Origin of the sequence: Klebsiella sp. GB_Kp056 (genome assembly GCF_040064755.1) — a bacterium.
In the GTDB taxonomy this organism is placed as follows: domain Bacteria; phylum Pseudomonadota; class Gammaproteobacteria; order Enterobacterales; family Enterobacteriaceae; genus Klebsiella; species Klebsiella quasipneumoniae.
Genome location: NZ_JBEAJA010000054.1, coordinates 226,565 through 252,956 on the forward strand (window position 1 = coordinate 226,565; position 26,392 = coordinate 252,956).

Annotated in this window: 25 protein-coding genes; 15 read left to right on the top strand and 10 right to left on the bottom strand. The window is 58.9% G+C overall.

Annotated features, from left to right (window positions below; genetic code table 11):
* Window positions 1-19: 19 nt before the first annotated feature.
* Together ABLV52_RS16485 and ompK26 are read left to right on the top strand one after the other, a co-directional pair.
* Complete coding sequence (locus ABLV52_RS16485) at window positions 20-1,198, top strand: acetyl-CoA C-acetyltransferase (protein ID WP_044524632.1); 1,179 nt, start codon at window positions 20-22, stop codon at window positions 1,196-1,198.
* A 250-nt stretch (window positions 1,199-1,448) separates the two neighbouring features.
* Window positions 1,449-2,144, top strand: a complete 696-nt coding sequence (gene ompK26, locus ABLV52_RS16490; protein ID WP_004205398.1) for a KdgM family porin OmpK26 — start codon at window positions 1,449-1,451, stop codon at window positions 2,142-2,144.
* Window positions 2,145-2,276: 132 nt separating this feature from the next.
* On the opposite strand, the gene ABLV52_RS16495 is transcribed toward ompK26, so the two are convergent.
* Entirely contained in the window at window positions 2,277-3,452 is a 1,176-nt protein-coding gene (locus ABLV52_RS16495) for an oligogalacturonate lyase family protein (protein ID WP_032453989.1), read from the bottom strand.
* Window positions 3,453-3,935: 483 nt separating this feature from the next.
* On the opposite strand from ABLV52_RS16495, the gene kduD reads away from it, so the two are divergent.
* Window positions 3,936-4,697: a 2-dehydro-3-deoxy-D-gluconate 5-dehydrogenase KduD gene (gene kduD, locus ABLV52_RS16500; protein ID WP_023290920.1), complete on the top strand. Its 762-nt coding sequence runs from the start codon at window positions 3,936-3,938 to the stop codon at window positions 4,695-4,697.
* 296 nt (window positions 4,698-4,993) lie between these two features.
* A complete protein-coding gene (locus ABLV52_RS16505; protein ID WP_004205402.1) occupies window positions 4,994-6,415 on the top strand; it encodes a sugar porter family MFS transporter in 1,422 nt (473 codons plus the stop codon).
* On the opposite strand, the gene ABLV52_RS16510 is transcribed toward ABLV52_RS16505, so the two are convergent.
* Window positions 6,412-7,407, bottom strand: a complete 996-nt coding sequence (locus ABLV52_RS16510) for a LacI family DNA-binding transcriptional regulator (protein WP_032453988.1) — start codon at window positions 7,405-7,407, stop codon at window positions 6,412-6,414. The two genes, ABLV52_RS16505 and ABLV52_RS16510, sit on opposite strands and share 4 nt — an antisense overlap.
* Window positions 7,408-7,501: 94 nt before the next feature.
* On the opposite strand from ABLV52_RS16510, the gene ABLV52_RS16515 reads away from it, so the two are divergent.
* The 4 genes from ABLV52_RS16515 to ABLV52_RS16530 all read left to right on the top strand — a co-directional run bounded on the left by ABLV52_RS16515 (window position 7,502) and on the right by ABLV52_RS16530 (window position 11,808).
* Window positions 7,502-7,636: a hypothetical protein gene (locus ABLV52_RS16515; protein WP_032429210.1), complete on the top strand. Its 135-nt coding sequence runs from the start codon at window positions 7,502-7,504 to the stop codon at window positions 7,634-7,636.
* A gap of 12 nt (window positions 7,637-7,648) precedes the next feature.
* A complete protein-coding gene (locus ABLV52_RS16520; protein WP_023290917.1) occupies window positions 7,649-8,890 on the top strand; it encodes an MFS transporter in 1,242 nt (413 codons plus the stop codon).
* Between the two features lie 19 nt (window positions 8,891-8,909).
* Complete coding sequence (locus ABLV52_RS16525; protein ID WP_032429209.1) at window positions 8,910-10,343, top strand: glycoside hydrolase family 32 protein; 1,434 nt, start codon at window positions 8,910-8,912, stop codon at window positions 10,341-10,343.
* A 121-nt stretch (window positions 10,344-10,464) separates the two neighbouring features.
* Window positions 10,465-11,808, top strand: a complete 1,344-nt coding sequence (locus ABLV52_RS16530; RefSeq protein WP_023290915.1) for a carbohydrate porin — start codon at window positions 10,465-10,467, stop codon at window positions 11,806-11,808.
* A 59-nt stretch (window positions 11,809-11,867) separates the two neighbouring features.
* On the opposite strand, the gene ABLV52_RS16535 is transcribed toward ABLV52_RS16530, so the two are convergent.
* From ABLV52_RS16535 to ABLV52_RS16550, 4 genes are read right to left on the bottom strand one after another with little or no spacing between them, the layout of a single operon-like run.
* Window positions 11,868-13,154 carry an ABC transporter substrate-binding protein gene (locus ABLV52_RS16535; RefSeq protein WP_309319390.1) on the bottom strand — a complete coding sequence of 429 codons (1,287 nt, stop codon included), beginning with the start codon at window positions 13,152-13,154 and terminating at the stop codon, window positions 11,868-11,870.
* 16 nt (window positions 13,155-13,170) lie between these two features.
* On the bottom strand, window positions 13,171-14,298 hold the full coding sequence (locus tag ABLV52_RS16540) for an ABC transporter ATP-binding protein (RefSeq protein WP_205425655.1): 1,128 nt from the start codon (window positions 14,296-14,298) through the stop codon (window positions 13,171-13,173).
* Window positions 14,299-14,310: 12 nt separating this feature from the next.
* Complete coding sequence (locus ABLV52_RS16545) at window positions 14,311-15,213, bottom strand: carbohydrate ABC transporter permease (RefSeq protein WP_023290913.1); 903 nt, start codon at window positions 15,211-15,213, stop codon at window positions 14,311-14,313.
* A complete protein-coding gene (locus ABLV52_RS16550) occupies window positions 15,206-16,096 on the bottom strand; it encodes a sugar ABC transporter permease (protein ID WP_002915995.1) in 891 nt (296 codons plus the stop codon). The genes ABLV52_RS16545 and ABLV52_RS16550 overlap by 8 nt, the downstream gene beginning before the upstream one ends.
* Before the next feature lie 259 nt (window positions 16,097-16,355).
* Here ABLV52_RS16550 and ABLV52_RS16555 point away from each other — a divergent pair, with 259 nt between their 5' ends.
* The gene (locus ABLV52_RS16555; RefSeq protein ID WP_072420552.1) at window positions 16,356-16,553 is read left to right on the top strand and encodes a hypothetical protein; all 198 of its coding nucleotides are present in this window, start codon (window positions 16,356-16,358) and stop codon (window positions 16,551-16,553) included.
* Here ABLV52_RS16555 and ABLV52_RS16560 read toward each other — a convergent pair.
* A complete protein-coding gene (locus ABLV52_RS16560; protein WP_023290912.1) occupies window positions 16,550-16,876 on the bottom strand; it encodes a cupin domain-containing protein in 327 nt (108 codons plus the stop codon). The two genes, ABLV52_RS16555 and ABLV52_RS16560, sit on opposite strands and share 4 nt — an antisense overlap.
* 139 nt (window positions 16,877-17,015) lie before the next feature.
* Here ABLV52_RS16560 and ABLV52_RS16565 point away from each other — a divergent pair, with 139 nt between their 5' ends.
* A complete protein-coding gene (locus ABLV52_RS16565; RefSeq protein ID WP_348890619.1) occupies window positions 17,016-17,729 on the top strand; it encodes an aspartate/glutamate racemase in 714 nt (237 codons plus the stop codon).
* Here ABLV52_RS16565 and ABLV52_RS16570 read toward each other — a convergent pair.
* Window positions 17,695-18,621: a LysR family transcriptional regulator gene (locus tag ABLV52_RS16570; protein ID WP_023319085.1), complete on the bottom strand. Its 927-nt coding sequence runs from the start codon at window positions 18,619-18,621 to the stop codon at window positions 17,695-17,697. The genes ABLV52_RS16565 and ABLV52_RS16570 overlap by 35 nt on opposite strands.
* A 136-nt stretch (window positions 18,622-18,757) precedes the next feature.
* Here ABLV52_RS16570 and lysA point away from each other — a divergent pair, with 136 nt between their 5' ends.
* Window positions 18,758-20,020 carry a diaminopimelate decarboxylase gene (gene lysA / locus ABLV52_RS16575; RefSeq protein WP_023290909.1) on the top strand — a complete coding sequence of 421 codons (1,263 nt, stop codon included), beginning with the start codon at window positions 18,758-18,760 and terminating at the stop codon, window positions 20,018-20,020.
* Here the strand turns inward: lysA and ABLV52_RS16580 are convergent.
* A complete protein-coding gene (locus ABLV52_RS16580; RefSeq protein ID WP_004229436.1) occupies window positions 20,013-21,014 on the bottom strand; it encodes a LacI family DNA-binding transcriptional regulator in 1,002 nt (333 codons plus the stop codon). The two genes, lysA and ABLV52_RS16580, sit on opposite strands and share 8 nt — an antisense overlap.
* A gap of 299 nt (window positions 21,015-21,313) precedes the next feature.
* On the opposite strand from ABLV52_RS16580, the gene ABLV52_RS16585 reads away from it, so the two are divergent.
* The 4 genes from ABLV52_RS16585 to ABLV52_RS16600 all read left to right on the top strand — a co-directional run bounded on the left by ABLV52_RS16585 (window position 21,314) and on the right by ABLV52_RS16600 (window position 25,403).
* A complete protein-coding gene (locus tag ABLV52_RS16585) occupies window positions 21,314-22,651 on the top strand; it encodes a PTS transporter subunit EIIC (protein WP_023290908.1) in 1,338 nt (445 codons plus the stop codon).
* Window positions 22,652-22,658: 7 nt separating this feature from the next.
* Window positions 22,659-24,086: a glycoside hydrolase family 1 protein gene (locus ABLV52_RS16590; RefSeq protein ID WP_023290907.1), complete on the top strand. Its 1,428-nt coding sequence runs from the start codon at window positions 22,659-22,661 to the stop codon at window positions 24,084-24,086.
* 67 nt (window positions 24,087-24,153) lie between these two features.
* Window positions 24,154-24,927 carry a GntR family transcriptional regulator gene (locus ABLV52_RS16595; protein WP_348890620.1) on the top strand — a complete coding sequence of 258 codons (774 nt, stop codon included), beginning with the start codon at window positions 24,154-24,156 and terminating at the stop codon, window positions 24,925-24,927.
* Window positions 24,924-25,403, top strand: coding sequence for a GNAT family N-acetyltransferase (locus tag ABLV52_RS16600; RefSeq protein ID WP_023290906.1), 480 nt, complete (start codon window positions 24,924-24,926; stop codon window positions 25,401-25,403). Before ABLV52_RS16595 ends, ABLV52_RS16600 begins: the two co-directional genes overlap by 4 nt.
* Here ABLV52_RS16600 and galR read toward each other — a convergent pair.
* Window positions 25,364-26,380 (bottom strand): HTH-type transcriptional regulator GalR, encoded by a 1,017-nt coding sequence (gene galR, locus ABLV52_RS16605; RefSeq protein WP_002915981.1) that lies wholly within the window; start codon window positions 26,378-26,380, stop codon window positions 25,364-25,366. The two genes, ABLV52_RS16600 and galR, sit on opposite strands and share 40 nt — an antisense overlap.
* Between the last annotated feature and the right edge of the window lie 12 nt (window positions 26,381-26,392).

A 26,392-nucleotide genomic window follows, 5' to 3' on the forward strand; every position in this document is an offset into this window, starting at 1 on the left:
GCACGGGCAGGGGTAGAGGATGAAGGATGTCGTGATCGTCGGGGCGCTGCGAACGCCGATTGGCTGCTTTCAGGGCGCGCTATCGCGCCATTCAGCCGTTGAGCTGGGTAGCGTGGTGGTGAAGGCGCTGGTGGAGAAGACGGGAATCGATCCGCAGAGCGTGGATGAGGTGATCCTCGGCCAGGTGCTGACCGCGGGAACCGGGCAAAACCCGGCCCGTCAGTCCGCTATTCGCGGCGGGTTGCCCAACACTGTATCGGCTATCACCATTAACGACGTCTGCGGTTCAGGTCTGAAAGCCCTGCACCTCGCCACCCAGGCCATCCAGTGCGGGGAGGCGGACGTGGTGATCGCCGGCGGCCAGGAGAACATGAGCCGCGCTCCGCATGTCCTCACCGACAGCCGCACCGGCGCCCAGCTGGGCAACAGCCAGCTGATTGACAGTCTGGTCCATGACGGCCTGTGGGACGCCTTCAACGATTACCATATGGGCGTCACGGCGGAAAACCTCGCCCGGGAATACGGCATCAGCCGCGAACTGCAGGACGCCTGGGCGCTCAGCTCGCAGCATAAGGCGCGCAAGGCGATTGATTCCGGACGCTTTCGCGATGAGATTGTCCCGGTCGTTACCGAGCATAACGGCGCGGCGCGCACCGTAGATACCGATGAACAACCGCGGGTGGATGCCAGCGCGGAAGGGCTGGCCAGCCTGCAGCCTGCCTTCGATCGTCTCGGATCGGTGACCGCCGGCAACGCATCCAGCATCAATGACGGCGCGGCGGCGGTGATGATGATGAGTGAGGCGAAAGCCGAGGAGCTGGGGCTGCCGATCCTCGCGCGGATCCGCGCCTTCGCCAGCGTCGGCGTCGATCCGGCGCTGATGGGCATCGCCCCGGTGCACGCCACCCGCCGTTGTCTGGAACGGGCCGGCTGGCGGCTGGACGACGTCGATCTGATCGAAGCCAATGAGGCCTTTGCCGCTCAGGCTATCTCCGTTGGCCGGGTACTGGAGTGGGATGAGCGACGGGTCAACGTCAACGGCGGCGCGATCGCCCTCGGCCACCCGATCGGCGCCTCCGGCTGCCGGATTCTGGTGTCGCTGGTGCATGAAATGATCAAGCGCGATGCGCGTAAAGGGCTGGCGACGCTGTGCATCGGCGGCGGTCAGGGCGTGGCGCTGGCGGTAGAGCGCGCGTAGCGCTGAATGTCGATTTCCATGGCCTCCTGCGGGAGGCCTTTTTTATGCGCCGCGCTTTGCCGACCCCCCTCTTTTTTGCCGTATTTCCCTTCTCCCCATCGTCAATTTATTGAGCTCCGTCACGTCTTGTTGTGCCACCTTTTTTGAAACAAATAACTACGATCCTGGTCACTAAAACTGAGGTGCTTAAAAAATAAAATAACGTTTCATAAAAACGAAATGACATTTTATTTATTATAAGGGGTACCCTATGTTAAAACGATCTCTGGTTCTGGCCGCCCTCTGCGGTATGTCTTTTGCGGCAACCGCGGTCACGATAGATTTACGTCATGAATTTATTGATGGCGGCAAGAGCGATAAAAGCAATGCCGACCGCGTCTCGGTATCCCACCGCTTCGCCAACGGGCTAGGCTTTACCGTGGAGGCCAAATGGCGTTCAGGCGGCGACAACGGTTCGCAACCCTATTCGGACGTGGTGGGCAACGGCCATGAAGACACCATCAGCTGGCGCTGGAAAGCGACGTCGAACCTTTTCCTCACCCCCGGGTTTACCATAGAGAGCAACGACAGCCGCTCCATTTACAAGCCGCATCTGCACGTACAGTACAGTTTCGACAATGGCTTCTATGTCGCCGCTCGCTATCGCTATGAGTACACCCGCTATCCGAACGATGCCGGTAAAGATGATGACAAGGTGAATCGCGGCGACGCGTGGGCCGGGTTTGCCCTCGGCGACTGGCGCACCGAGCTGAACTATGTCTATGCCCGCAGTTCGGAAGGGGTGAACCGCAACGACAACAAACCCTACTCACAGGAATATAACGTGAAGGTAGCCTATAAGCTGGATAACAACTGGTCGCCGTATGGTGAAATCGGCAACGTCGGCGTGAATGACCGCAGCGATCGCCAGACCCGTTTCCGCGTCGGGGTGGCCTACTCGTTCTGATTTCCGCCAGACCCTCATCGTCTCTCTTCCCCGGCGCCGTCAGCCGGGGTTTTTTATGCGCCAAAGCGAGGGAACAAAAAAAGCCCTCCGCGAAGGAGGGCAAGGCCAGTTACAGAAAAACGTTCGCCGGGCTCAGGCGCTCAGCATCGGCGGATGGTCAGGTAATTTCGCGATATAGATGGCCGGCTTGCCGTCTTTATCGGAGCTGAACAGAATGGCGCTGTCATCCGGCGTAAACGAGGGGTGCGGGTGAGTCACCTGCCGGCTGTTGGCCACTGTCGCCCACGAGGTATCATGGCGCGCGACGCGGAAGTAGCGCTTCTCCGCCACGTTAAAGACGTAGAGATAAGGATCGTTATCAATGGAGTAGCCGCCGGTATCTTTGACATCGACCGGCGTGCCCGATCCATCGCCCACCAGCAGCGTGCCGTCGAAATTGCTCATCAGATGCGAGCAGGCGGGCATCGTCATCAGGGCCTCGTTGACGCCGCTTTCCGGATCAAAGCGATAGATCGTCCGCCCCTGCTGGCCTTTCAGATAGGAGACGTAGATCAGCGCTGAACCGTCCGGTACCCAGAATTCATGGGTGCAGCTTTCGCCCGGGGCATGCGCTTTGACTTTACGCACGTTGCTGCCATCTTCATTGACCAGCCACATGCGGGCGTCAACCAGATCGTGCGGCCCTTCATGGCAGAAGGCGACGGTATGGTCGTCGAAGGGACGATAGATCGGATGTCCCAGCCAGATTTTTTCTTCATGGATCACCTGGCTCTCTCCGCTGCGCAGGTCGACGCGCAGCAGGCGGCAGTGCGGTCCTTTGTGGAAGAAGTCATGAAAAATCTGCCAGTCGTTGAGCGGCGTCCAGTCGCTTTTCGCAATCTCAATGCCTACCAGTTTGCTGCAATCGCTGTTCGCCACCCAGGTGCCATAGCCGACCCACTCCTCGCTGACGCGGTAAACTTCACGCTCGGCGAGGGTGGTGAGGTTCACCTCCAGCAGGGTACGGTCATTTTTCACGTAATAGAGCGACTTATCGTCCGGGGAGAGGAAGCCGCCGAAGGTGTTATCCCCGGCGCCTTCCGTCAGCTGGACAGCTTCGGCGCTGGCGATATTCAGCAGATAGTAGTTCCAGTGGCCGTCAAACTCGCCGGCGAACAGTAAATGGCTGCCATCGTTAAAAAAGCACTTCTGATAGAAGTAGTTGCGATGACAGGTAACCTCCGGGGGGGTTAAGCGGGTGACTTCCGCCCCGGTATCCGGATCGCGGCTGACGTGATAGTTCAGTTTGACCCGCATGCCTTTAGCCATGTAGTGCTCCTTTCTTTCCTGCGATGCCGCTGGACCAGAGGCGTGTCGCTGAGTGATGTGTTTTAAAAGATGGGTGTTAATTTATCAAAACAACGTTTCATTATTTGTGATGTCTCACGCAGTTCAGCGCAATTCCCGCATCTTCCGCGGCATGCTGGCCCCACTTCGACCGTCTCTCCAGGCAACCGGTTGAATCATCATCCTTTTAAAACCGCTTCCTGTTCGGCGCGCGTTGCCGCATCCGTTCGCTTTTTCTTTTTTTGTAATCGACGTCATAAAAAATGAAACGACGTTTTAAATATCATTGAAAATGACAGGGAGCGGGGCTAAGATGGCACCCATTAGTAAAACGGAACTCTGTTTTATTTTTATGATGGGCTATGCCCGTGAGTTCGCCCTACGCTCAGTCGCGCCGCCGGCGCGAGCCGGGCCGAGAGAACCTTGCCTGCACACTGCAGGCTCTGAACGACTAAGGAACACATTATGATTCTTGATGCATTCTCCCTGCAGGGAAAAGTGGCCGTCGTGAGCGGATGCGATACCGGTTTAGGTCAGGGGATGGCCCTCGGGCTGGCGGAAGCGGGCTGCGATATTGTCGGTATCAATATTGTCGAGCCGGTGGAAACCATCGAGCGGGTGACGGCGCTGGGACGCCGCTTTCTCAGCCTGACCGCCGACCTGCGCCAGATCGACGGTATCCCTCAGCTGCTGGAGCGGGCGGTGGCGGAGTTTGGCCATATTGATATTCTGGTCAACAATGCCGGCCTCATCCGCCGCGAGGACGCGCTGGCGTTCAGCGAAAAGGACTGGGACGACGTCATGAACCTCAATATCAAGAGCGTATTTTTCATGTCTCAGGCGGCGGCGAAGCACTTTATCGCCCAGGGCAGCGGCGGGAAGATCATTAACATCGCCTCGATGCTGTCGTTCCAGGGCGGGATCCGTGTGCCGTCGTATACCGCGTCCAAAAGCGCGGTGATGGGCGTTACCCGCCTGCTGGCCAACGAGTGGGCTAAACACCATATCAATGTCAACGCCATCGCCCCGGGGTATATGGCGACCAATAACACCCAGCAGCTGCGCGCTGACGAGCAGCGCAGTAGCGAAATCCTCGACCGCATTCCCGCCGGGCGCTGGGGCCTGCCGTCCGACCTGATGGGGCCGGTGGTCTTCCTCGCTTCCCCAGCCTCCGATTACATCAATGGCTACACGGTAGCGGTGGACGGCGGCTGGCTGGCGCGCTAACCGTCGGCGACGGCCGGCGCGACACTCATCGCCCCGGCCGTCTGAGCAATTATTGTCCATACCGTAAAATGAGGATCGTCCATATTCCAGAGTGCAGAATGAATGTTACCGCCCTGTATGGACAGGGTTATTAACTAGGCGAAACGAATTTTTTGTTACTTTGAAAGTTTAATGTCCATCACAAAACCCATCTTGCCAGCAAAATAGTCCATATCTTTGGCGTATCCCGCCTGACAAACTCCTCCGCCAGTCACGTACTTTCGTCCTATGTCTTTCTCTGTGTGGCAGGAATAAAAATGACTTCAATCAGTAACGACTCTGCATTAACGCCGCGGGCGCAACGTGACACCCGGCGGATGAACTGGTTTGTTTCTATCGCCGCGGCGGTGGCGGGGTTGCTCTTTGGCCTGGATATCGGCGTGATATCCGGGGCGCTGCCCTTTATAACCGACCACTTCACCTTATCCAGCCAGCTTCAGGAGTGGGTGGTCAGCAGCATGATGCTGGGGGCGGCGATAGGCGCGCTGTTTAACGGCTGGCTGTCGTTCCGCCTTGGCCGCAAATACAGCCTGATGGCGGGGGCCGTGCTTTTTGTCGCCGGCTCTATCGGCTCCGCTTTTGCCGCCAGCGTGGAAGTGCTGCTGGTGGCCCGCGTGGTGTTGGGGGTGGCCGTTGGGATCGCCTCTTATACCGCGCCGCTGTACCTCTCCGAAATGGCCAGCGAGAACGTGCGCGGAAAAATGATCAGTATGTATCAGCTGATGGTGACCCTCGGCATTGTGCTGGCGTTTCTTTCCGATACCGCCTTTAGCTACAGCGGTAACTGGCGCGCCATGCTGGGCGTGCTGGCGCTGCCGGCGGTGATCCTGATCGTTCTGGTCGTCTTTCTGCCGAACAGCCCTCGCTGGCTGGCGGAGAAAGGGCGCCATATCGAAGCGGAAGAGGTGCTGCGGATGCTGCGCGATACCTCGGAGAAGGCGCGCGATGAGCTTAACGAGATCCGCGAAAGCCTGAAGCTGAAGCAGGGCGGTTGGGCGTTGTTCAAGGTCAATCGTAACGTGCGCCGGGCGGTGTTCCTTGGCATGCTGCTGCAGGCGATGCAGCAGTTCACCGGCATGAACATCATCATGTACTACGCCCCGCGTATTTTCAAAATGGCGGGCTTTACCACTACCGAACAGCAGATGATCGCCACCCTGGTGGTGGGCCTGACCTTTATGTTTGCCACCTTTATCGCGGTGTTCACGGTGGATAAAGCGGGCCGCAAGCCGGCGCTGAAAATCGGTTTCAGCGTGATGGCGCTGGGCACCCTGGTGCTCGGCTACTGCCTGATGCAGTTCGACAATGGCACCGCCTCCAGCGGCCTCTCCTGGCTTTCCGTCGGCATGACCATGATGTGTATTGCCGGGTATGCGATGAGCGCGGCGCCGGTGGTGTGGATCCTCTGCTCTGAGATCCAGCCGCTGAAATGCCGCGACTTCGGCATCACCTGCTCCACCACCACCAACTGGGTGTCGAACATGATCATCGGCGCCACCTTCCTGACGCTGCTTGACGCGATCGGCGCCGCCGGGACCTTCTGGCTCTACACGGTGCTCAACGTGGCCTTTATCGGCGTCACCTTCTGGCTGATCCCGGAGACCAAAAATGTCACCCTCGAGCACATTGAGCGCAACCTGATGGCGGGCGAGAAGCTGCGCAACATCGGTAACCGTTAATGTGAGGCGCGCGGCAGCCACGGGCTGGCGACCTTGCGCGTCTCCCGATGGTTGTCGCCGTGAATGATATGCAGGGCGCTCAGGCGCCCGATGTCGTAGTGCGGCAGCTGCACCGTGGAGAGCGGCGGCAGAAACAGATCGCCAATGCCCACCATATTGTCGTATCCCACCACCGCCACGTCCTGTGGAATGCGTAGCCCCTGGCCCAGCAGCGTCTGATAGACCATAAAGGCGATGCGATCGTTGCCGCAAATCACCGAGTCAAAGCCGGGTTTACCCTCGCGGATATGCGCCATCACCACCCCAGGAATATCGTGGTAATGCTCATCGCCCTGGGCCATATACGAGTGGGTCAGGCTGTCCGGTTCGATGCCCGCCTCCCGGCAGGCGCGCTCCAGCCCCTGACGGCGGCGGATTGTCGCCAGCTGGCTGGCGGGTAAGTGCAGGCACAGCGGACGACGATAGCCCGCGGCAAGCAGGGCTTTTACCGCGTCGTACTGACCCTGCTCATCGTCCGGGATATAGCTGGCCACCGGCTGGCTGAGGCTTTCGCAGTTGGCCAGCACGCAGGGCAGGGTCAGCAGTTTGTCCGGCAGCGGCACCTGGCGCAGGCCCATGGTGGTAAAGATAATGCCGTCTGGACGGTGGGAGAGGAGCAGGTCGACCACCGCTTCCGGCCGATCGTCGGAAAACATGTTGACCACAAAGCTGTTCCAGCCGTGGGCGCGGGCGGTCTCTTCGATCGAGAGGGTGATCTCCACCGAAAAGGGGGTGGTGACGGTATCCAGCGCCAGCACGCCGATGGTGCTGGGGGTGGCCCGCGCCCCGCGGATCTTTTTCGCCGACAGGTCGGGGACATAGTTGGTTTCGGCGATGGCGGCCTGCACGCGGGCCAGCGTCTCCGGCTTGAGCCGCTCCGGGGTGTTCAGCGCCCGAGAGACGGTCATCAGAGATACATTCGCCAGTTTTGCTACATCTTTCAGGGACGCCATTTTTTCCTCCGCCATAGCTGCAGAGTACAGGCTATACAACTAAGTCGCTGATGTAAAAGCGTGAAACGATTTTATGCTAGCCTCGTCCTCCACGCTGCCGCGGTTAATATTTGATCGCGATCGCATCTTCATTATGTTAACGTTAACTTTTGTGATTAACATCATGTATCGCAGCGAATCCCCCTGCGCTTTGTTTTTTGTTAACGTTACCATAATTGCATTCCTCTAACACGAGAATGTCATGATGAAAGCGCATCACTCACACAGCTACCCGTTGCTCAGTGCCTTACTGTTTTTCTTTTTCGTGACCTGGTCGTCATCCGGCTCCTTGCTCTCCATCTGGCTGCACCAGGAGGTCGGGCTGAAGGCCGGCGATACCGGTATCATCTACGCCGTTCTGTCGGTTTCCGCGCTGTTTGCGCAAGTTTGCTATGGCTTTATCCAGGATAAGCTGGGGCTGCGCAAACATCTGCTCTGGTATATCACCGCGCTGCTGATCCTCTCCGGTCCGGCGTATCTGCTGTTCGGCCATCTGCTGAAAATTAACGTCCTGCTGGGCAGCATCTTCGGCGGGATCTACATCGGCTTGACCTTTAACGGCGGCATTGGCGTGCTGGAATCCTATACCGAGCGCGTGGCGCGCCAGAGCCAGTTTGAATTCGGCAGGGCGCGGATGTGGGGCTCGCTGGGCTGGGCGGTGGCCACCTTCTTCGCCGGTCTGCTGTTTAACATCAATCCGCAGCTTAACTTCCTCGTCGCCAGCTGTTCCGGACTGGTGTTTTTTATCCTGCTGGCGCGGCTGCGCGTCTCCTCGGCGCCGCATGCGATGCAGGAGGCGGTTTCGGGCGGCAAGGTGACCCTGGAAGATGCGCTGCGCCTGCTGACGCTGCCGCGCTTCTGGGCGCTGGTCTTCTTCGTCATCGGCACCTGCATCTACGGCGTCTATGACCAGCAGTTCCCGGTCTATTTCTCATCGCAGTTCGCGACCCTGCAGGAAGGCAATGAGATGTATGGCTACCTCAACTCCTTCCAGGTGTTCCTCGAGGCGGCCGGCATGTTCTGCGCGCCGTGGCTGGTGAACCGCATCGGCGCCAAAAATGGTCTGATTTTCGCCGGCATGGTGATGGCGATGCGCATGGTGGCCTCCGGCCTGGTGGAGGGGCCGCTGCTGATCTCCATCACTAAACTGCTGCACGCGGTGGAGCTGCCGATACTGCTGGTGGCTATCTTTAAGTACAACAGCATCAACTTCGATAAACGCCTCTCCTCCACCCTCTATCTGGTGGGCTTCGCCTGCACCAGCTCGATTATCGCCAGCGTTTTGTCGCCGCTGGCGGGCTACAGCTATGAAAAATATGGCTTCGCCCAGTCCTATCTGATCATGGGCCTGCTGGTGTTCTGCACCACCTTTATTTCCATCTTCTTGTTGCGCTCCGGCAAATCCTCCGCCGATCCGCTGGTGTCGCAACCTACCGCTGTCTGAATCAAAAAGAGTGAAAATGATGACTTACACAATCTCCAGGGCTGAACAGGTACTCCAGACACAACGCCAGGCGCTCAATCTGCGCTGGTATCCGCACTATCACCTGGCGGCCCGCGCCGGGTGGATCAACGACCCAAACGGTCTGGTGTGGTTCGACGGCTGGTACCATGCCTTTTATCAACATCACCCGTACTCCACTCAGTGGGGGCCGATGCACTGGGGGCACGCGCGGAGTAAGGATCTGGTGCACTGGGAGCATCTGCCGGTGGCCCTGGCGCCGGAGGGGCCGGAGGATAAAGACGGCTGCTTCTCCGGCTCGGCGGTGGTCGATGGCGATACCCTGGCGCTGATTTACACCGGGCATAAATTCCACGGCGATCCGGGCGACGAAGCCAATCTGTATCAGGTTCAGTGTCTGGCCACCAGCCGGGACGGGATCCACTTCGAGCGCCAGGGGATGGTGGTCGACACCCCGCCGGGTATGCACCACTTCCGCGACCCGAAGGTCTGGCGGGAAGGAGACAGCTGGTACATGATCGTCGGCGCGCGCGAAGGCGATACCGGCCAGGTGCGGCTGTACCGCTCAGCCGATCTGCGCCAGTGGCAGGATGTGGGGGTGCTGGATGAAGCGGAAAGCGCCATGGGCTATATGTGGGAGTGCCCGGACTTCTTCACCCTCAACGGCAAACGCGTTCTGATGTTTTCCCCGCAGGGGATGCAGGCCGAGGGGTTCCGCAACCGCAACCTGTTCCAGAGCGGCTATCTGATCGGCGAGTGGCAGCCGGGGCAGCGATTCGTCCGCCACGGCGAGTTCAGAGAGATGGATCACGGCCACGATTTCTATGCGCCGCAAAGCTTCGCCACCCCCGATGGCCGGCGGATCGTGATTGGCTGGCTGGATATGTGGGAATCACCGCTGCCGGAGCAGCAGGACGGCTGGGCGGGCATGCTCTCCCTGCCGCGCGAGCTGAGCCTGAGCGCGGATAACCGCCTGCAGATGCGCCCGGCGAAAGAAGTGGAGAGTCTGCGCGGCGCCTGGTTCCCGTGGCCGGTAAGCACCCTGAACAATCAGCAGACCACGATGGTCGACAACTGCGAGGCGATGGAGGTGAACCTGCGCTGGAACTGCGCCCGCAGCAGCGCCGAGCAGTATGGTCTGCGCTTTGGCGATGGCCTGCGCCTCTACGTAGATGCCCAGCAGCAGCGTCTGGTGCTGGAGCGGCATTATCCGCAGCATGGCCTGTGCGGGACGCGCAGCGTGCCGTTGACCGCGGGGGCGGATCTCAATCTGCGGATATTTTTCGATAGCTCTTCGGTGGAGGTGTTTGTCAATGACGGCGAAGCCTGCCTGAGCAGCCGTATCTATCCGCAGGCTCCCCGCCGTGAATTAGCGTTATTTGCCTGGAGCGGCTCAGCGGCATTAACTGAAGCCGGAGCCTGGCAGCTCGAATAATAATAAGGCTGTTGTCGTTAATAACCCGTCTTTGACGATGGGCGGGTTATTATTGCCTGCATCGTCGTGCATTACCCATTAATAACAAATTGAGTTCATTCCATAATAAAAGGGTTTACCGATGAATAAAATCTGGGTCGGGTGTTTTCTCACGTCTCTCTCTCTGCCACAGGCGATGGCGCAGGCGCCGTTATCGCTGGAGGATCGGCTGGCGCAAATGGAGCAGCGGCTGAAGGCGACGGAGGCGCGCGCCGCCAGCGCAGAGGCGGAGATTAAGACGCTGAAAGGCCAACAGCAGGCCACGACGGTCGCCCGCGCGGCGCCGGCTACGCCGCGCCTGCAGCTAAACGACAATGGCGAATTAAAATTTTATGGCGATGTCGAATTTAATCTTGATGGCGCCAGCCGCACCGGCAGCCTGACGTCGGTCAAAACCAGCGCGAATAAAAGCTGGGCGCCCGGTGATAAAGAGCGTTGGGATATTAATGGCCGTATTCTGCTGGGTTTCGATGGCCGACGTAATGGCGCCGACGGGAAATATGCCGGATTCAGCGTGCAGCCCCTGGCGGATATGGATGGCAAAATGAATCTCGATGATGCGGTATTTTTCTTTGGTCAGCAGGATGACTGGAAAATAAAAATAGGCCGCTTTGAAGCCTGGGATATGTTCCCCCTGAATCAGGATACCTTTATTGAATATTCAGGAAATACCGCCAACGACCTCTATTCCGACGGCTATGGCTATATTTACATGATGAAAGAGGGGCGCGGGCGCAGCAGCAGCGGCGGCAACCTCCTGTTCAGCAAAACGGTGGATAACTGGTATTTCGAGGTTAACACCCTGGTGGAGGATGGCAGTTCGCTGTTTGTCGATCAGAACTATCACGGTAATGCGCTGGAAAACCGCAAAAACGTGGTGTACGTGCGGCCGGTGGCGGTGTGGCAGTCCGGCGCGTGGTCGGCGGCGGCGGCGATAGAGAGCAACCTCGTCAACAACGCCTACGGCTATCAGAACCAGGGCGGGCGCTGGGTCGACCAGTCAAACCGTACCGGCTACGGGATGACCATGAGCTGGAACACCCTGAAAAGCGATCCGCAGGACGGGGCGGTGGTCAATCTGAGTACCGCCCTGCTGGACGCGGCGGACGAAACCGACTTCAGCGCCGGGATCAACGCCCTGTGGCATCGCGTGGAGCTGGGCTATATCTACGCGCATAACAAAATCGACCAGTTCAACATGGCCGGGGTGAGCAGCGAGTGCGATGACGACTGCGCAATCCTCGCGCCGGGGCGCTATGATATCCACACCGTGCATACTTCCTGGCAGTTGCCGAATATTATGGCGATGCCGAACTTCAATATTTACCTTGGCGCCTACGCCTCGTGGCTCGATTCCACGGCAGCGAAGAGTGGGAATCCCGATGAACGCTACGGCGCCCGGGTGCGCTTTAAATATTTCTTCTGACAGGATACTCAGGCAGGCTCTCCCGCGGCGGACGCCGCGGGAGGTTTCCGACGGGCAGGTTAGCGCATCGCGCGGCGCAGAATGCGGTCGGTCTGGCGCTGGAAGTCCTCGGCCGCTTCTTCCACCGACTTTTTACCGTAGTCGATGTACTGCAGGGTAGTGCCGAACTGGGCGACAATCTGCGGGTCGTCGAAGTACGGCGAGACCGGCAGAGTGGTGGGCAGGGATTGCGCCAGCTTCAGACCGGACACCGCCGGATCGTCGGCTTTGATGATCCCGTCTTCGGTCAGGTAGGCGACCGCCGCTTTACTTAGCGGCACGCCGCGCTCCAGTCCGAGAATATCCACCCCTTCTTTACTGTTCAGCAGGAAGTTAATCACTTTCGCCGCCGCCTGCGGGTTTTTCGTCGATTTGCCAATCGACAGCATTTGCGCAGGCTTGAAGAACAGTCCGGCATCGGTGGCCCCGGGGAGCATCGGGTATTCCCCCAGCACCAGCTTCGCCGGCGGCTTCAGGTTGTCGGAGTATTTGTTGATGGTGGAGTTCCACATGTAGGTCCCGCCCCATTCACCCTGGATCCACGGCTTCATCTCGTACATGTTGCTCTTGCCGAAGGAGGCATAGTAGCGGGTATCCGGCATGACATGGCTGTCGATAAGCTTCTTATACATGCCGAAGAAGTCCGCCCACTGCGCTTTGCTGTAGGAGAATTTGCGTCCTTTCTCATCGATGGCCGGCTGGTTGTATTTTTGCACCATGTAAGAGTTGAGCAGGGCCAGCACGTCCTGGTGCTCAAGCACCACCGGGTAGTACTGTTTCCCGAGTTTGCTTTCGAAAGTTTTCCCCGCCGCCAGCAGTTCGTCCCAGGTTTTCGGGAAGGGGATGCCCGCTTTTTTCCACGCTTCGTCGTTAAAGTAGAAGACCCGGGCGGTGACCGACACCGGGATGCCGTTGAGCTTGCCATTGACCGTGGTGGACTGCAGCTCTTTGGCGTCGAACTGGCTGAGATCGATCTCGTCTTTCAGAGTGTTGAGATCGTAAAAACCCTCGCCATTTTTCGAAAAAATCGGCAGCCAGTTCCAGTTGGTCTGCATCACGTCTGGCTCGGTGCCGCCGGCTATCTGGGTGGTCAGGCGCGAAAGATGGCCGTCCCAGCCGGTATATTCCGCTTTGACATTGATATCGGGATATTGCTGGTGAAAAGCCTCCAGCGCCTTGAGAGTCACCTGATGGCGGCCATTGCCCCCCCACCAGGACATACGCAGGTCGACATCCTGCGCCAGCGAGGAGAAGGCGCTAAGGCCCAGGGTGGCGGAGAGGGTGGCGCTTATCAGCACGTTTTTCATTGTTATGCTCCAGGGTTCACAGAGAGAGGTTCTGTTCGGTTTTGGCGTCAAAGATGTGACACTTGTTAAGATCAAAGGTGAAATAGACTTTTCGATTCAGTCCCTTAGCTATCATCGGCTTCGCATCGTCCGACGGCACGCGAGCGGTCAGCTCGTAGCCCGCGACCTGCAGATAGACAAAGAACTCATGGCCCATGTTTTCCACCCGCACCATCTCGCCCATGCAGCCGCCTTCGGCGAACGGCGCGTCGGAGAGCGACACGAATTCCGGGCGGACCCCGTAGAACACCTCCTGATGCTGATACGCGCCGACTTTCTCCGCCAGACGGTCGTTCAACGGCAGGTGCTGGTCGCCAAGGGTCAGGCACAGGCGGCCGTCGTGTTCAACCAGCTGGCTGGGGCGAATATTCATCTCCGGCGCGCCGATGAAGCCGGCGACAAACATATTTTTCGGCTGGTGGTAGAGGTTGTCCGGGGTATCGACCTGCATAATGTGGCCGAGCTTCATCACGCAGATGCGGTCGCCCATGGTCATCGCTTCCGTCTGATCGTGGGTAACGTAGACGGTGGTCGCCGGTTTACCGGATTTTTTCAACTGCTTATGCAGATCGGAAATGCGGATGCGCATCGAGGCGCGCAGTTTGGCGTCCAGGTTGGAGAGCGGTTCGTCGAACAGGAAAACGTCGGGTTTTTTGACGATCGCCCGGCCCACCGCCACGCGCTGCGCCTGGCCGCCGGAGAGCTGGCGCGGCAGACGTTCCAGCAGTTCCTCCAGTTCAAGAATTTTCGCCGCTTCCTCCACCTGCCGATCAATCTGCGCCTTGGGCAGCTTGCTCAGCTTCAGGCCGAAGGCGAGGTTTTCCCTTACCGTCATATGCGGATAGAGGGCGTAGTTCTGGAACACCATCGCGATACCACGGGATTTAGGCGCCAGGTTGTTGACGATCTTATCGCCGATCCGCACCTCGCCGCCGCTGATGGTCTCCAGACCCGCCAGCATGCGAAGGGTGGTCGATTTGGCGCAGCCGGAAGGGCCGACGATCACCATAAATTCGCCATCGGCAATCTTCAGGTCGATACCATGCACCGCTTTAAACCCGTTTGAGTAAACTTTTTCCAGTTTGTTGAAAATCACTTCAGCCATGATATTTCCCTCTTAACCTTTGATTCCGCTGCTGGTCACGCCCTGCACGAAGTAGCGTTGAGCCAGGAAGAAGACGATGATGGACGGCAGAATGGAGATGCTCGCCATTGCCAGAATTTCGTTCCACGGCGCGCCTTCCGTGACGTCGATAGACATTTTTAGCGCCAGCGCGATGGGATACTTATCGACGCTGTAGACGTAGATCAGCGGACCGATAAAGTCGTTCATCGACCACATGAACTGGAACAGCGCCACCGAGATAATGGCCGGCTTGAGGATCGGCACTACCACATACCACAGCACCTGGATGGAGTTGCAGCCGTCGATCTGCGCCGCCTCTTCCATATCGCGTGGGACGCCGCGCAGAAACTGGATCAGCATGAAGACAAAGAATCCCTGGGTGGCGAAGGCCAGCGGCAGATACAGCGGCAGATAGCTGTTCAGCATCCCCATTTCACGGAACATCAGGTACTGCGGGATCAGCAGGACGGTGCTCGGCAGCAGCATGGTGGTGATGAGCGTCGCGAACCAGAACTTCTTCCACGGGATCTCAAAGCGTGCGAAGCCGTACGCCACAATGGTGGAGGAGATGATCGTTAACACGACCTTCGGGATCACATACTTAAAGGTGTTCAGCATATAGTGGCCGAAATGGTATTCGGTGCCGGTCTTCCAGCCGTTGATGAACCCGTCCCAGGTGGCGTGAGTCGGCCACAGCCCGAGGGTGGTGAAGATCTCATGGTTCGGCTTGAACGAGGCGGAGAACATCCACGCCAGCGGGTAGAGCATCAGCAGGCCGACGAACACCAGCACGACGTAGCGCACCACCCGGCTCACCTTTTCCCGGCGCAGCGTACGGGCGACCTCACGATCGGCGTCGCTTATCACCGGCGCCATCTGTTGAATATCAGCCATTTTTGCCTCCCTTATCGGCGGAATAGAAGACCCAGTATTTCGATGACTTAAAGGCTATCGACGCAAAGACCGCCACGACGAGGAACAGCACCCACGCCAGCGCGGCGCCATAGCCCATGTCGAAGTACTTAAAGGCGGTATCGTAGATGTAGAGCGAGAACAGGTAGGTGTAATAGGTCGGGCCGCCGCCGGTTATCACGTACGGGCCGGTAAACTCCTGGAACGCCTGGGTGGTCTGCATAATAAAGTTGAAGAAAATCACCGGGGTGATCAGCGGCACGGTGACCTTCATAAACATCTGCCACTTCGAGGCGCCGTCGATCATCGCCGCCTCATACTGCGACTGCGGGACGTTCTGCAGCGCGGCGAGGAAGATGACCATCGCGGAACCAAACTGCCAGACGCGCAGCAGGGTGACCGACATCAGCGCCAGCGAGGGTTCCCCCAGCCAGTTGATGGCATCGATGCCAAAGACGGCGAGAAAACTGTTCAGCAGGCCGTCAATGGCGAACAGGGCGCGCCACAGCACGGCAATCGCCACCGAGCTGCCAAGGATCGACGGGATATAGTAGGCGGTGCGGAAAAAGCCGATACCGCGCAGTTTGAAATTGAGCACAAAGGCAATGCCGAGGGCGAAAGCCAGTTTTAAGGGGATGGTTAAAAAGACGTAGGCAAAGGTCACCCCCATCGATTTCCAGAACAGGCTATCCTCGGTCAACATATAGCGATAGTTTTCAATGCCGTTAAATACCGGCGGACTCATCAAGTCGTACTCAGTAAAACTGAGAAAGAAAGATGAAACAAAAGGAAAAGCGGTAAAGACAATCAGCCCGATGATATAGGGCGATATCCATGCCAATCCCAGCAGCTTGTTTTCATTCATACATACCTACCTGGCTTACGAGTTGTAATACGGATCCGGTGACGCGGCGCTGTCGGCCTTTGGCCGCGAACCACGCAAAAAAGTCTGAACGCTTCCTCTGGTTAACATATCCTTGTTAATGAATGGATTAGGTTTTAAGTGGCCCAGCGTGGAGGGGCCGTCAGGCTCTTTTTTTATGCTGATCTGTTTTTTATAAAACACCGTTTTAATTTCATTTTATTGCGATTTATTTCCGCGTCATGCAGATCTGGATGGAAATGTGATCAAAGTCGAAACGATGTTTCAAAAAGGTGAGATGGTAAGCATTTTAGGCGTTTGTGAGGGGCTGAAAAGTATGAAATATCAGCGTAAGCGAGGCGGGGAATATTATTATCAGGGTAATGATTTTGCTGGTATATTTTATTCGAAGGTACAGATAGATAACCGGGGGCGACAAGCGCCCCCCGACAGGGATTAACCCTGGAGGAAATCTTCGCGGATGGGGGTAAAGGTATCGAGCAGCGTGCCGGGCTGCAGACAGACGCAGCCGTGCATGATCCCCGGCTGCTTGTACAGCGTATCGCCAGCGCTGACGACGCGCGTCTCCTCGCCGATGGTGAATTCGAACTCGCCGGAGAGCACGTAGGTGAGCTGTTCGTGAGGGTGGTTATGCATTGGGCCGACGGCGCCGGCGGCAAAATTTACCTCCACGGCCATCATTTTGCCGTCATGGGCCAGAATGCGGCGGGTTACGCCATTGCCAAGGTCTTCAAGGGTGGTGTCTTTATGGAAAATAAACATCTGCCGATCCTGTTGTTAAAATGAAACATTGTTTCACTTAAGTTATCTCACTCTTCATGAAAAAGAAATACGCGGCCAGAGAAGTGGAAAGTTGATCACAAGTTTGTTTCACTGGCAGAAACAACATAAGGAGCAAAAGATGAAAACCATTGGCCTGTTAGGCGGCATGAGCTGGGAGTCAACGATCCCTTACTATCGCCTGATTAATGAAGGCGTGAAGGCGCGACTGGGCGGGCTGCACTCCGCCAGACTGGTGTTGCATAGCGTCGATTTTCACGAGATTGAAGCCTGTCAGTCCATCGGCGACTGGGATCGCGCCGGCGCGATCCTTGCCGACGCCGCGGTTGGGCTGCAGCAGGCGGGCGCCGAGGGCATTGTCCTGTGCACTAACACCATGCACAAGGTGGCGGATGCCATCGCCGCCCGCTGCCAGGTTCCCTTTCTGCATATCGCCGACGCCACCGGAAGGGCGATTGCCGCCAAGGGCCAGCGGCGGGTCGCGCTGCTGGGCACCCGCTATACCATGGAGCAGACCTTTTACCGGGGTCGTCTGCAGGCGCAGTTTGCCATCGAGACGCTGATCCCCGAGGCCGACGATCGGGCGCGGATCAATCAGATCATTTTCGACGAACTCTGTCTCGGCACCTTCAGCGAGGCGTCGCGGGATTATTATCTGCAGGTGATTGCCGCCCTGGCGGAGCAGGGGGCGGAAGGGGTAATTTTCGGCTGCACGGAAATTGGCCTGCTGGTGCCTGCCGAGCTCAGCCCGCTGCCGGTCTTTGACACCGCGGCGATCCACGCTGAGGACGCGGTCAACTTTATGCTCTCTGCAGAACCGACGCCAGCGGCGTGAGGATCTGCGGCAGACTCTGCTGCAGGTGCGTCACGAAGGCGTCGACCAGCGCCGATCGCGGGCGATGGAGCGGGCGGATCAGGCTGACGGTAAACGGCACTTCGACGCTGAAGCGGCGCACCACCACGCCGCTATCGGCATAGTCCAGGGCGGTCAGCGGGTTAACCACCGAGATCCCGGCGCCGGCGCGCACCATGGCGCAGATCGAGGCCGCGCTGTGGGTTTCGACCACCATCCGCCGCTTGACCTGATGCTCAAGGAACAGGGCGTCGAGCAGCTGGCGATAGCTGTCGGTGCGCGACAGGCTGATGTAGTTCTCGCCCTGAAAATCGGCGGGGGTCAGCGTCGTCTGCGCCGCCAGCGGATGGCCGGCGGGCAGGACGCAGACTTCATTCAACGTCAGCAGCGGGGTGCGTTCAGTGCCCGCGGGGGTATGCAGGGTCTCCGTCAGGCCAAGGTCATGGCGCTGGGCGGAGAGCCACTCCTCCAGCAGCGGCGACTCCTGGGGGACGATCTGCAGGCTGACCTCCGGGTAGCGGGCGAGGAACGGCGGCAACAGCAGCGGCAGAAAGGACTGGGAAAAGACCGGCAGACAGGCTATCGACAGCTCGCCCTGGCGGAACTCGCGCAGGCTCTCGGCGGCGCTGACGATGCGGTCCAGGCCGTACCAGGAACGCTGAACCTCCTCAAACAGGCGCAGGCCCTGCACGGTTGGCTGCAGGCGACCGCGGGTCCGTTCAAACAGCCGCAGGCCGAGCACCTTCTCAAAGCGCGCCAGCTCGCGGCTGACGGTGGGCTGGGAGGTATGCAGCATCCGCGCGGCTTCGGTCAGGTTGCCGGTGGTCATCACCGCATGAAAGATTTCGATATGACGCAAATTGACGGCTGGCATGCGGTCTCCCTGAGGCTCGGCTGGAACTATATCATTTTTGCATAGAGTCGCGATAAAACGATATTTTTTATTCGTCCGGCGCTGTGGCGTAATCAGAAAAAACAGCGACCAACACACGCACTACACCGGAGTTCTTATGCCACACTCGCTTTACGCCACCGATACCGATCTGACCGCGGACAATCTGCTGCGCCTGCCGGCGGAATTTGGCTGCCCGGTCTGGGTCTATGATGCGCAGATTATTCGCCGCCAGATTGCCCAGCTCAGCCAGTTTGATGTGGTGCGTTTTGCGCAAAAAGCCTGCTCTAACATCCATATTCTGCGTCTGATGCGCGAGCAGGGGGTGAAGGTGGACTCGGTGTCGCTGGGGGAGATCGAGCGTGCGCTGGCGGCGGGCTACGATCCGCAGCAGAATCCAGAGGATATTGTCTTCACCGCCGATCTGATCGACGAGGCGACCCTCGATCGCGTCAAGGCGTTACAGATCCCGGTGAACGCCGGCTCGATCGACATGCTGAGCCAACTGGGTGAAGTGTCGCCGGGCCATCGCGTCTGGCTGCGCGTCAACCCGGGCTTTGGCCACGGCCACAGCCAGAAAACCAATACCGGCGGTGAGAACAGCAAGCATGGCATCTGGTACAGCCACCTGCCGGCGGCGCTGGAAGTGATGCGTCGCTATCAGCTGCAGCTGGTGGGGATCCATATGCATATCGGCTCTGGCGTCGACTATGGTCACCTGGAGCAGGTGTGCGGCGCGATGGTGCGCCAGGTTGTCGACTTTGGTCAGGATCTGCAGGCCATCTCCGCCGGCGGCGGCCTGTCTATTCCTTACCGCGAGGGCGAAGAGGCCATCGACACCGCTCACTATTATGGCCTGTGGAACCGCGCCCGGGAGCAGATCGCCACCCATCTGGGTCACCCGGTGAAACTGGAGATTGAACCCGGACGCTTCCTGGTGGCCGAGTCCGGCGTGCTGGTGTCGCAGGTGCGCAGCGTGAAAGAGATGGGCAGCCGCCACTTCGTGCTGATTGACGCTGGCTTTAACGACCTGATGCGCCCGGCAATGTACGGCAGCTATCATCATATCACCGCTCTGGCGGCGGATGGCCGCGATCTCAGCGCCGCGCCGCAGGTGGAGACCGTGGTGGCCGGGCCGCTGTGCGAGTCCGGGGACGTCTTTACCCAGCAGGAAGGGGGGAAAGTTGAGACCCGTCTGCTGCCGGCGGTGGCCCCAGGGGATTATCTGGTGCTCCATGACACTGGCGCCTACGGAGCCTCGATGTCATCCAACTATAACAGCCGTCCGCTGCTGCCGGAGGTGCTGTTTGATGGCGGCAAGGCGCGGCTGATCCGCCGTCGCCAGACCATCCAGGAGCTGCTGGCCTTAGAGCTTATTTAAAAAAAGGTCCCGTCGTCACCGACTCACGCAACACCAGCGTGCCGGTGAACGGCGGGATCGTTTCGATCGGCTGCTGGTTAGCAAGCTTGATCGCCTGATCGATAGCCGTGGTGATCATGTTGTCGATCGGCAGATAGACCGTCGACAGCCCCGGCTCCAGCCATTTCGCGCTTGGCGCATCGTCGAAGCCAAACAGCGACACATCCTGCGGAATACGCAGCCCCGCCTGATGCAGCGCCTTAGACGCCCCCAGCGCCATATCATCGTTACAGGAAAACAGCGCGCTGAAGCGGGCTTTCTCGTCCAGCAGTTCCCGGCACAGCTCGTAGCCGCGGGTCATCGTCGAGTCCCCGTATTTCACCCGGCTCGGATCCCACTCAATACCATGTTTTATCAGCGCGTTGCGATAGCCCTGCAGGCGCGCCTGGCCGGTGGGGGTGTGCATCGGGACGGTGATGCAGGCAATATCGCGGTGGCCTTGGGTAATCAGATACTCCACGGCCTGGAAGGCGGCTTCCTGCTGTTCGAAGAACACGCAGCGTTCGCGGGCCTGCGCCACATCACGGTTAATCACCACCAGCGGCATGGCGATCGAGTTAATCAGCGACATGATCGCCTTCTCGCTCATATGCCGGGTATAGAGGATGATCGCATCGCACTGCCGGTCGGCGAGCATCTGCACCGCTTCTTCTTCGCGCTCCGGCGTATCATGGCCGTCGGTGACGATAAGCTGTTTTCCCCAGGCTTCGGTCTGGCGTGACGCCTGCTGCAGCAGACGGCCAAAGTAGAAGCCGTCAAAGGTGGAGACGACCAGCCCGATACTGTTGCTGGTCTGATTGGCCAGCGAGCGGGCAAGGAAATTCGGCCGATAGCCCAGCTCTTCCATCGCTTTAAAGACCTGTTGGCGGGTGCTCTCTTTCACCTGACCTGTGCCGTTCAACACGCGGGAAACCGTCGCTTTCGAGACGCCTGCGCGAATTGAGACATCCAGCATTGTAGCCATTCATCGATTCCTGATTTCACGTGGTAAGGCGCAGTTTATCACAGACCGAAAAGGGACATATCGACGGGGCGGGGCGGAAAAACCATCGCGATCACGCTTTTAGCAGGAACTGACCAACCGGCGCTATCTGGTATGCCAATAGCTTTTATTATCGATATTTGGGATACCACGCAGCGGGTTGCGAGCGCTGTCACAGAACAATTTTTACCTGGCAACTATGTTTTGGTATGCCAAAAGTCTCTGGCTGTCCACCTGGCCGCAATAAGCCCTTTACTCTGAGGTACTCTTTTATGGCATTACAGGACAAACTGATCGACGCGCTGGGGCGTTTCGCGACGACATTCAACAGCTATCGCTACATTATGGCGATCAAATCGGCGTTTATTACCCTGATGCCGGTGATCATCGTCGGGGCCTTTTCGGTACTGATCTCCAATATGGTGCTGGATCCAAAGAATGGGCTCGCCAGCTTTTCCTCGCTCTCCTTTCTCGCCGCGCTGAAGCCGATCACCAGCGCGCTGAACTACGCCACGCTCAACTTCCTCAATATCGGCGCCGTGTTTCTGATCGGCATTGAGCTGGGGCGGATCAACGGCATCAAAAGCCTGTTTCCCGGCCTGTTGGCGGTGATCTGTTTTATCTGCGTCACGCCGACCACGGTGGAGATGATGGTCGATGGCCAGATGCACGTGGTGAAAGATGTCCTGCTGCGTCAGTTCTCCGACACCCGCAGCCTGTTCCTCGGGATGTTCATCGCCATTCTGTCGGTCGAGATTTACTGCTGGCTGGAGGGGCGCAAGGGACTGAAGATCAAGATGCCGGATACCGTGCCGCCGAACGTCTCTGCCTCTTTTTCGGCGCTGATCCCGGCGATCATCACCACCACCGCGATCGCCACCTTTGGTTTTCTCTTCCACCAGCTGACGGGAATGTATCTCTACGATGCGGTCTACCAGGTGGTGCAGCAGCCGCTGGAGCGGGTGGTGCAGAGCCTGCCGGGGATCCTGCTGCTGATGTTCGTCGCCCAGCTGTTCTGGGTGATCGGTATTCACGGCAACCAGATGATCAAGCCGATCCGCGAGCCGCTGCTGCTGGGGGCGATCACCGTCAATATGAGCGCCTTTGAGCAGGGGAAAGAGGTACCGAACATCATCACCATGCCCTTCTGGGATGTTTACATGAGCATCGGCGGCTCGGGGCTGACCATCGGCCTGCTGATTGCGGTGATGATCGCCACCAGGCGCAAAGAGATGAAAGAGATCGCCAAGCTGTCGATAGGCCCGGGGCTGTTCAATATTAACGAGCCGGTGATCTTCGGGATGCCGATCATGCTCAACCCGATCCTCGCCATCCCGTTTATCATCACCCCGCTGGTGACCGGCAGCATCGGCTATTTCGCCACCCTGACCGGCTTCGCCGGCAAGGCGGTGGTGATGGTGCCCTGGACCACGCCGCCGCTGATCAACGCCTGGCTCTCCACCGCCGGCTCGATGGGGGCGGTGGTCACCCAGCTGATCTGCATCGTGGCCGCGGTGCTTATCTATCTGCCTTTCGTCAAAATCGCCTCCCGCCGTGCCGATGCCGCGCAGCGTCAGGCAGACAATCAACAGACCGCCAACCCTGTCTGAGGAGCCTATGACTACCGTACGGATGACTATTCCCGATGATTTTATCCTTGGCGCGGCGGCTTCCGCCTGGCAGACCGAGGGCTGGAGCGGGAAAAAACCGGGGCAGGACTCCTGGCCCGATCTCTGGTACAAAAACGACCGTCACGTCTGGCATAACGGCTATGGCCCGGCGGTGGCTACCGATTTTATCAACCGCTTTCAGGAAGATGTGCAGCTGATGAAGCTGGCCGGGCTGACCCACTACCGCACTTCGATCAACTGGTCGCGCTTTCTGACCGACTATGAAAACGTCACGGTGGATGAGGAGTATGCGGCCTATTACGACCAGCTGTTCGATGCGCTGCTGGCCAACGGCATCACGCCGATGATCTGCCTTGAGCATTACGAATTACCGGGCTATCTGCTGGAAAAGTATGGCGGCTGGGGGTCGAAAACGGTGGTCGAGCTGTTTGTGCGCTACGCGGAGCAGGTTTTTGCCCGCTACCACCCGAAGGTGACCCGCTGGTTTACCTTTAATGAGCCGATCGTGGTGCAGACCCGGGTCTATCTTGATGCCCTGCGCTGGCCCTATGAGCAGAACACCAGCACCTGGATGCAGTGGAACTACCATAAGGTGCTGGCGACCGCTTGCGTCGTGAAGCGATTTCGCGAGCTAGGCTATCCCGGGACCGTCGGCTGTATCCTCAATCCGGAGGTGACCTACCCGCGCTCCCGCGCCCCGCATGACCTGCGCGCGGCGGAGATCTACGATCTGTTCTATAACCGTATGTTTCTCGACCCGCTGGTGCACGGGGTCTGGCCGCCGGCGCTTCTCGCGCTGCTTGAGCAGCATCAGGTGACGTGGGAGGCCAGCGCGGAGGATCTGGCGATTATCCGCGAGCACACCGTCGATGAGCTGGGGATTAATCTTTACTATCCGCACCGGGTCAAAGCCCCGTCGCGGGCCTGGCATCCGCATACCCCGTTCCATCCGGCCTGGTATTATGAGCCGTTTGAGCTGCCCGGCCGGCGGATGAACGCCTCCCGCGGCTGGGAAATCTACCCGCAAATCATCTTTGATATGGCGATGCGGATAAAAAATGACTATCGCAACATTCCCTGGTTCGTGGCGGAGAGCGGGATGGGGGTGGAAAACGAAGGCCAGTTCCGTAACCGCGAAGGCGCCATTGACGACAGCTACCGCATTCGTTTTATCAGCGAACATCTGTGGCACACCCTGCGCGCCCGCGAGGCAGGGGCCAACTGCCAGGGCTATATGCTGTGGGCGTTTACCGACAACGTGTCGCCGATGAACGCCTTTAAAAACCGCTACGGGCTTATCGAAATCGATCTGCAAAATCATCGCGCCCGGCGACCCAAAGCCTCGGCGCACTGGTTTCGTCAGCTCGGCGAACGGCGTGAACTGGTTCTGGATATCGATGATGAATACCGCTAGCCGGGGGCAATATTTGCTAAGATAGCGCCGTGTTTGACTCGCAGGCATGTAACGCACAGGTGATTTTGTGGAAAAAGCGATAATTCCGCCGGAAAAGAAGCCCTATCAGGAGATTGGTGATGACCTGCGCGCCCAGATCGCGCAGGGGCGCTACCCGATCGGGTCGCGCTTGCCGCCGGAACGCCATATTGCCGAAACCTATGGCGTCAGCCGGACCATCGTGCGCGAAGCGCTGCTGATGCTGGAGCTGCAGGGGACGGTGGATATCCGTCAGGGATCCGGGGTGTACGTCATGCGTATCCCGCACGAAAACGACAGCGAAGAAGAGCAGCTGCTCAGCAGCGACGTTGGTCCGTTTGAAATTCTCCAGGCGCGCCAGCTGCTGGAGAGCAATATCGCCGCCTTTGCCGCGAAAATGGCCACCCGCGCCGATATCGATAATCTGAAGCGGATTATCGAGCAGGAGCAGCGGGCAATCGCCCTCAACGACACCGCCCAGGATAACGCTCGTCTGTTCCATCTGGTGCTGGCCGGGGCGACGCAGAACCAGATGCTGTTAGCGACGGTGGAGCGGATCTGGCTGCAGATGGACAGCAGCCCGCTGTGGCAGCAGTTTAATGTGCATATTGCCAGCCGCGCCTGGCGGCTGAAGTGGCTCGGCGACCGGCAGACCCTGCTTGCCGCGCTGCGGCGTCGCGATGTGATGGGCGCCTGGCAGGCGATGTGGCAGCATCTGGAAAACGTTAAAAACAGTCTGCTGGAGCTGTCCGATGAAGACGCCCCGGACTTTGACGGCTATCTGTTCGACTCGGTGCCGATTTTTCAGGGGAAGCTGGTATGACGATCCTGCCGCTGTACGCCGCGCCGCAGTTCGCCCGGGAGGTGACCGACTGGCTGTGGCAGGCCTTTGGCGGCGAGGCGCTGCCGCGGGAGTTTTTCGCCAGCATTGTGCAGCATAGCCAGACGGCGGAGGCGCTGCCGCTGACCTTTATTGCCGTGGAAGGGGAGCAACTGCTGGGAACGATTGGCCTCTGGCGCTGCGATTTGATCAGCCGCCAGGATCTGTTTCCCTGGCTGGCGGCGCTGTACGTCGCGCCCGCCGCTCGCGGTCAGGGGCTGGCCGGACAACTGCAGCGGCATGTGATCGATTATGCCCGCCGCGCGGGCTATCGGGAGCTTTATCTCTACTCCGCCTGCCGCGATTTTTATGAACGCTTCGGCTGGCGCTACATCGGCGAGGGGCTGGATTACCCGGCCACCGCCGTGCATCTCTATCGCTACGACTTATCGCCTTCCTGCGGGGCCACCACCGAATGACGGCGTACCAGCGTCGGGCTAAACAGGTGGGTGATCTCCGGCGCCGGGCGCTGCTCCGCCAGGGCTAAGGCCAGCTCGGCCGCCTGGGTCGCCATCGTGACGATCGGGTAGCGGACGGTGGTCAGCCGCGGGCGAACATAGCGCGAAATCAGGACATCGTCGAAGCCGATCAGCGAAATTTCCCGCGGGACGTCGATGCCGTTGTCGTTCAGCACCCCCATCGCGCCGGCGGCCATCGAGTCGTTATAGCAGGCGACGGCGCTAAAGTGGCGGCCGCGGCCAAGCAGTTCGGTCATCGCCTGTTCGCCGCCGCTTTCATCCGGCTCGGCGAACGTGACCAGCCGGTCGTTGCACGGCAGGCCGCTCTCCTCCAGCGCCGCGTAGTACCCCTGCAGGCGATCTTCCGCATCAGAGATATCGTGGTTTGAGCACAGGTAGCCGATACGCGTGTGCCCCTGCTGGATCAGATGGCGGGTCGCCAGCCAGGCGCCGTAGCGATCGTCCAGCGCTACGCAGCGCGTTTCATATCCGGGCAGGATGCGGTTGATCAGCACCATGCCGGGGATCTGCTTCATCAGCCCGGCGAGTTCCTCATCGGGGATCATTTTGGCATGTACCACCAGCGCCGCGCAGCGGTGACGGATCAGCTGCTCTATCGCCTGGCGCTCCTTCTGCACGTTGTGGTAGCCATTGCCAATCAGCAAAAAGTTGCCGGTGCGATAGGCCACCTGTTCGACGGCTTTGACCATCGCGCCGAAGAAGGGGTCGGAGACATCGCCTACCACCAGGCCGACGGTTTCCGTGGACTGCTGGGCCAGCGCCCGGGCGTTCGCGTTGGGGTGATAGTTGAGGGTTTCCATCGCCGCGCCCACGGACTGACGCGAGGCTTCGCTGGCTTTGGGAGAGTTGTTGATGACGCGGGAGACGGTAGCGACGGAGACTCCTGCGAGTCGGGCTACATCCTTAATTGTCGCCATACCATGCCTTTT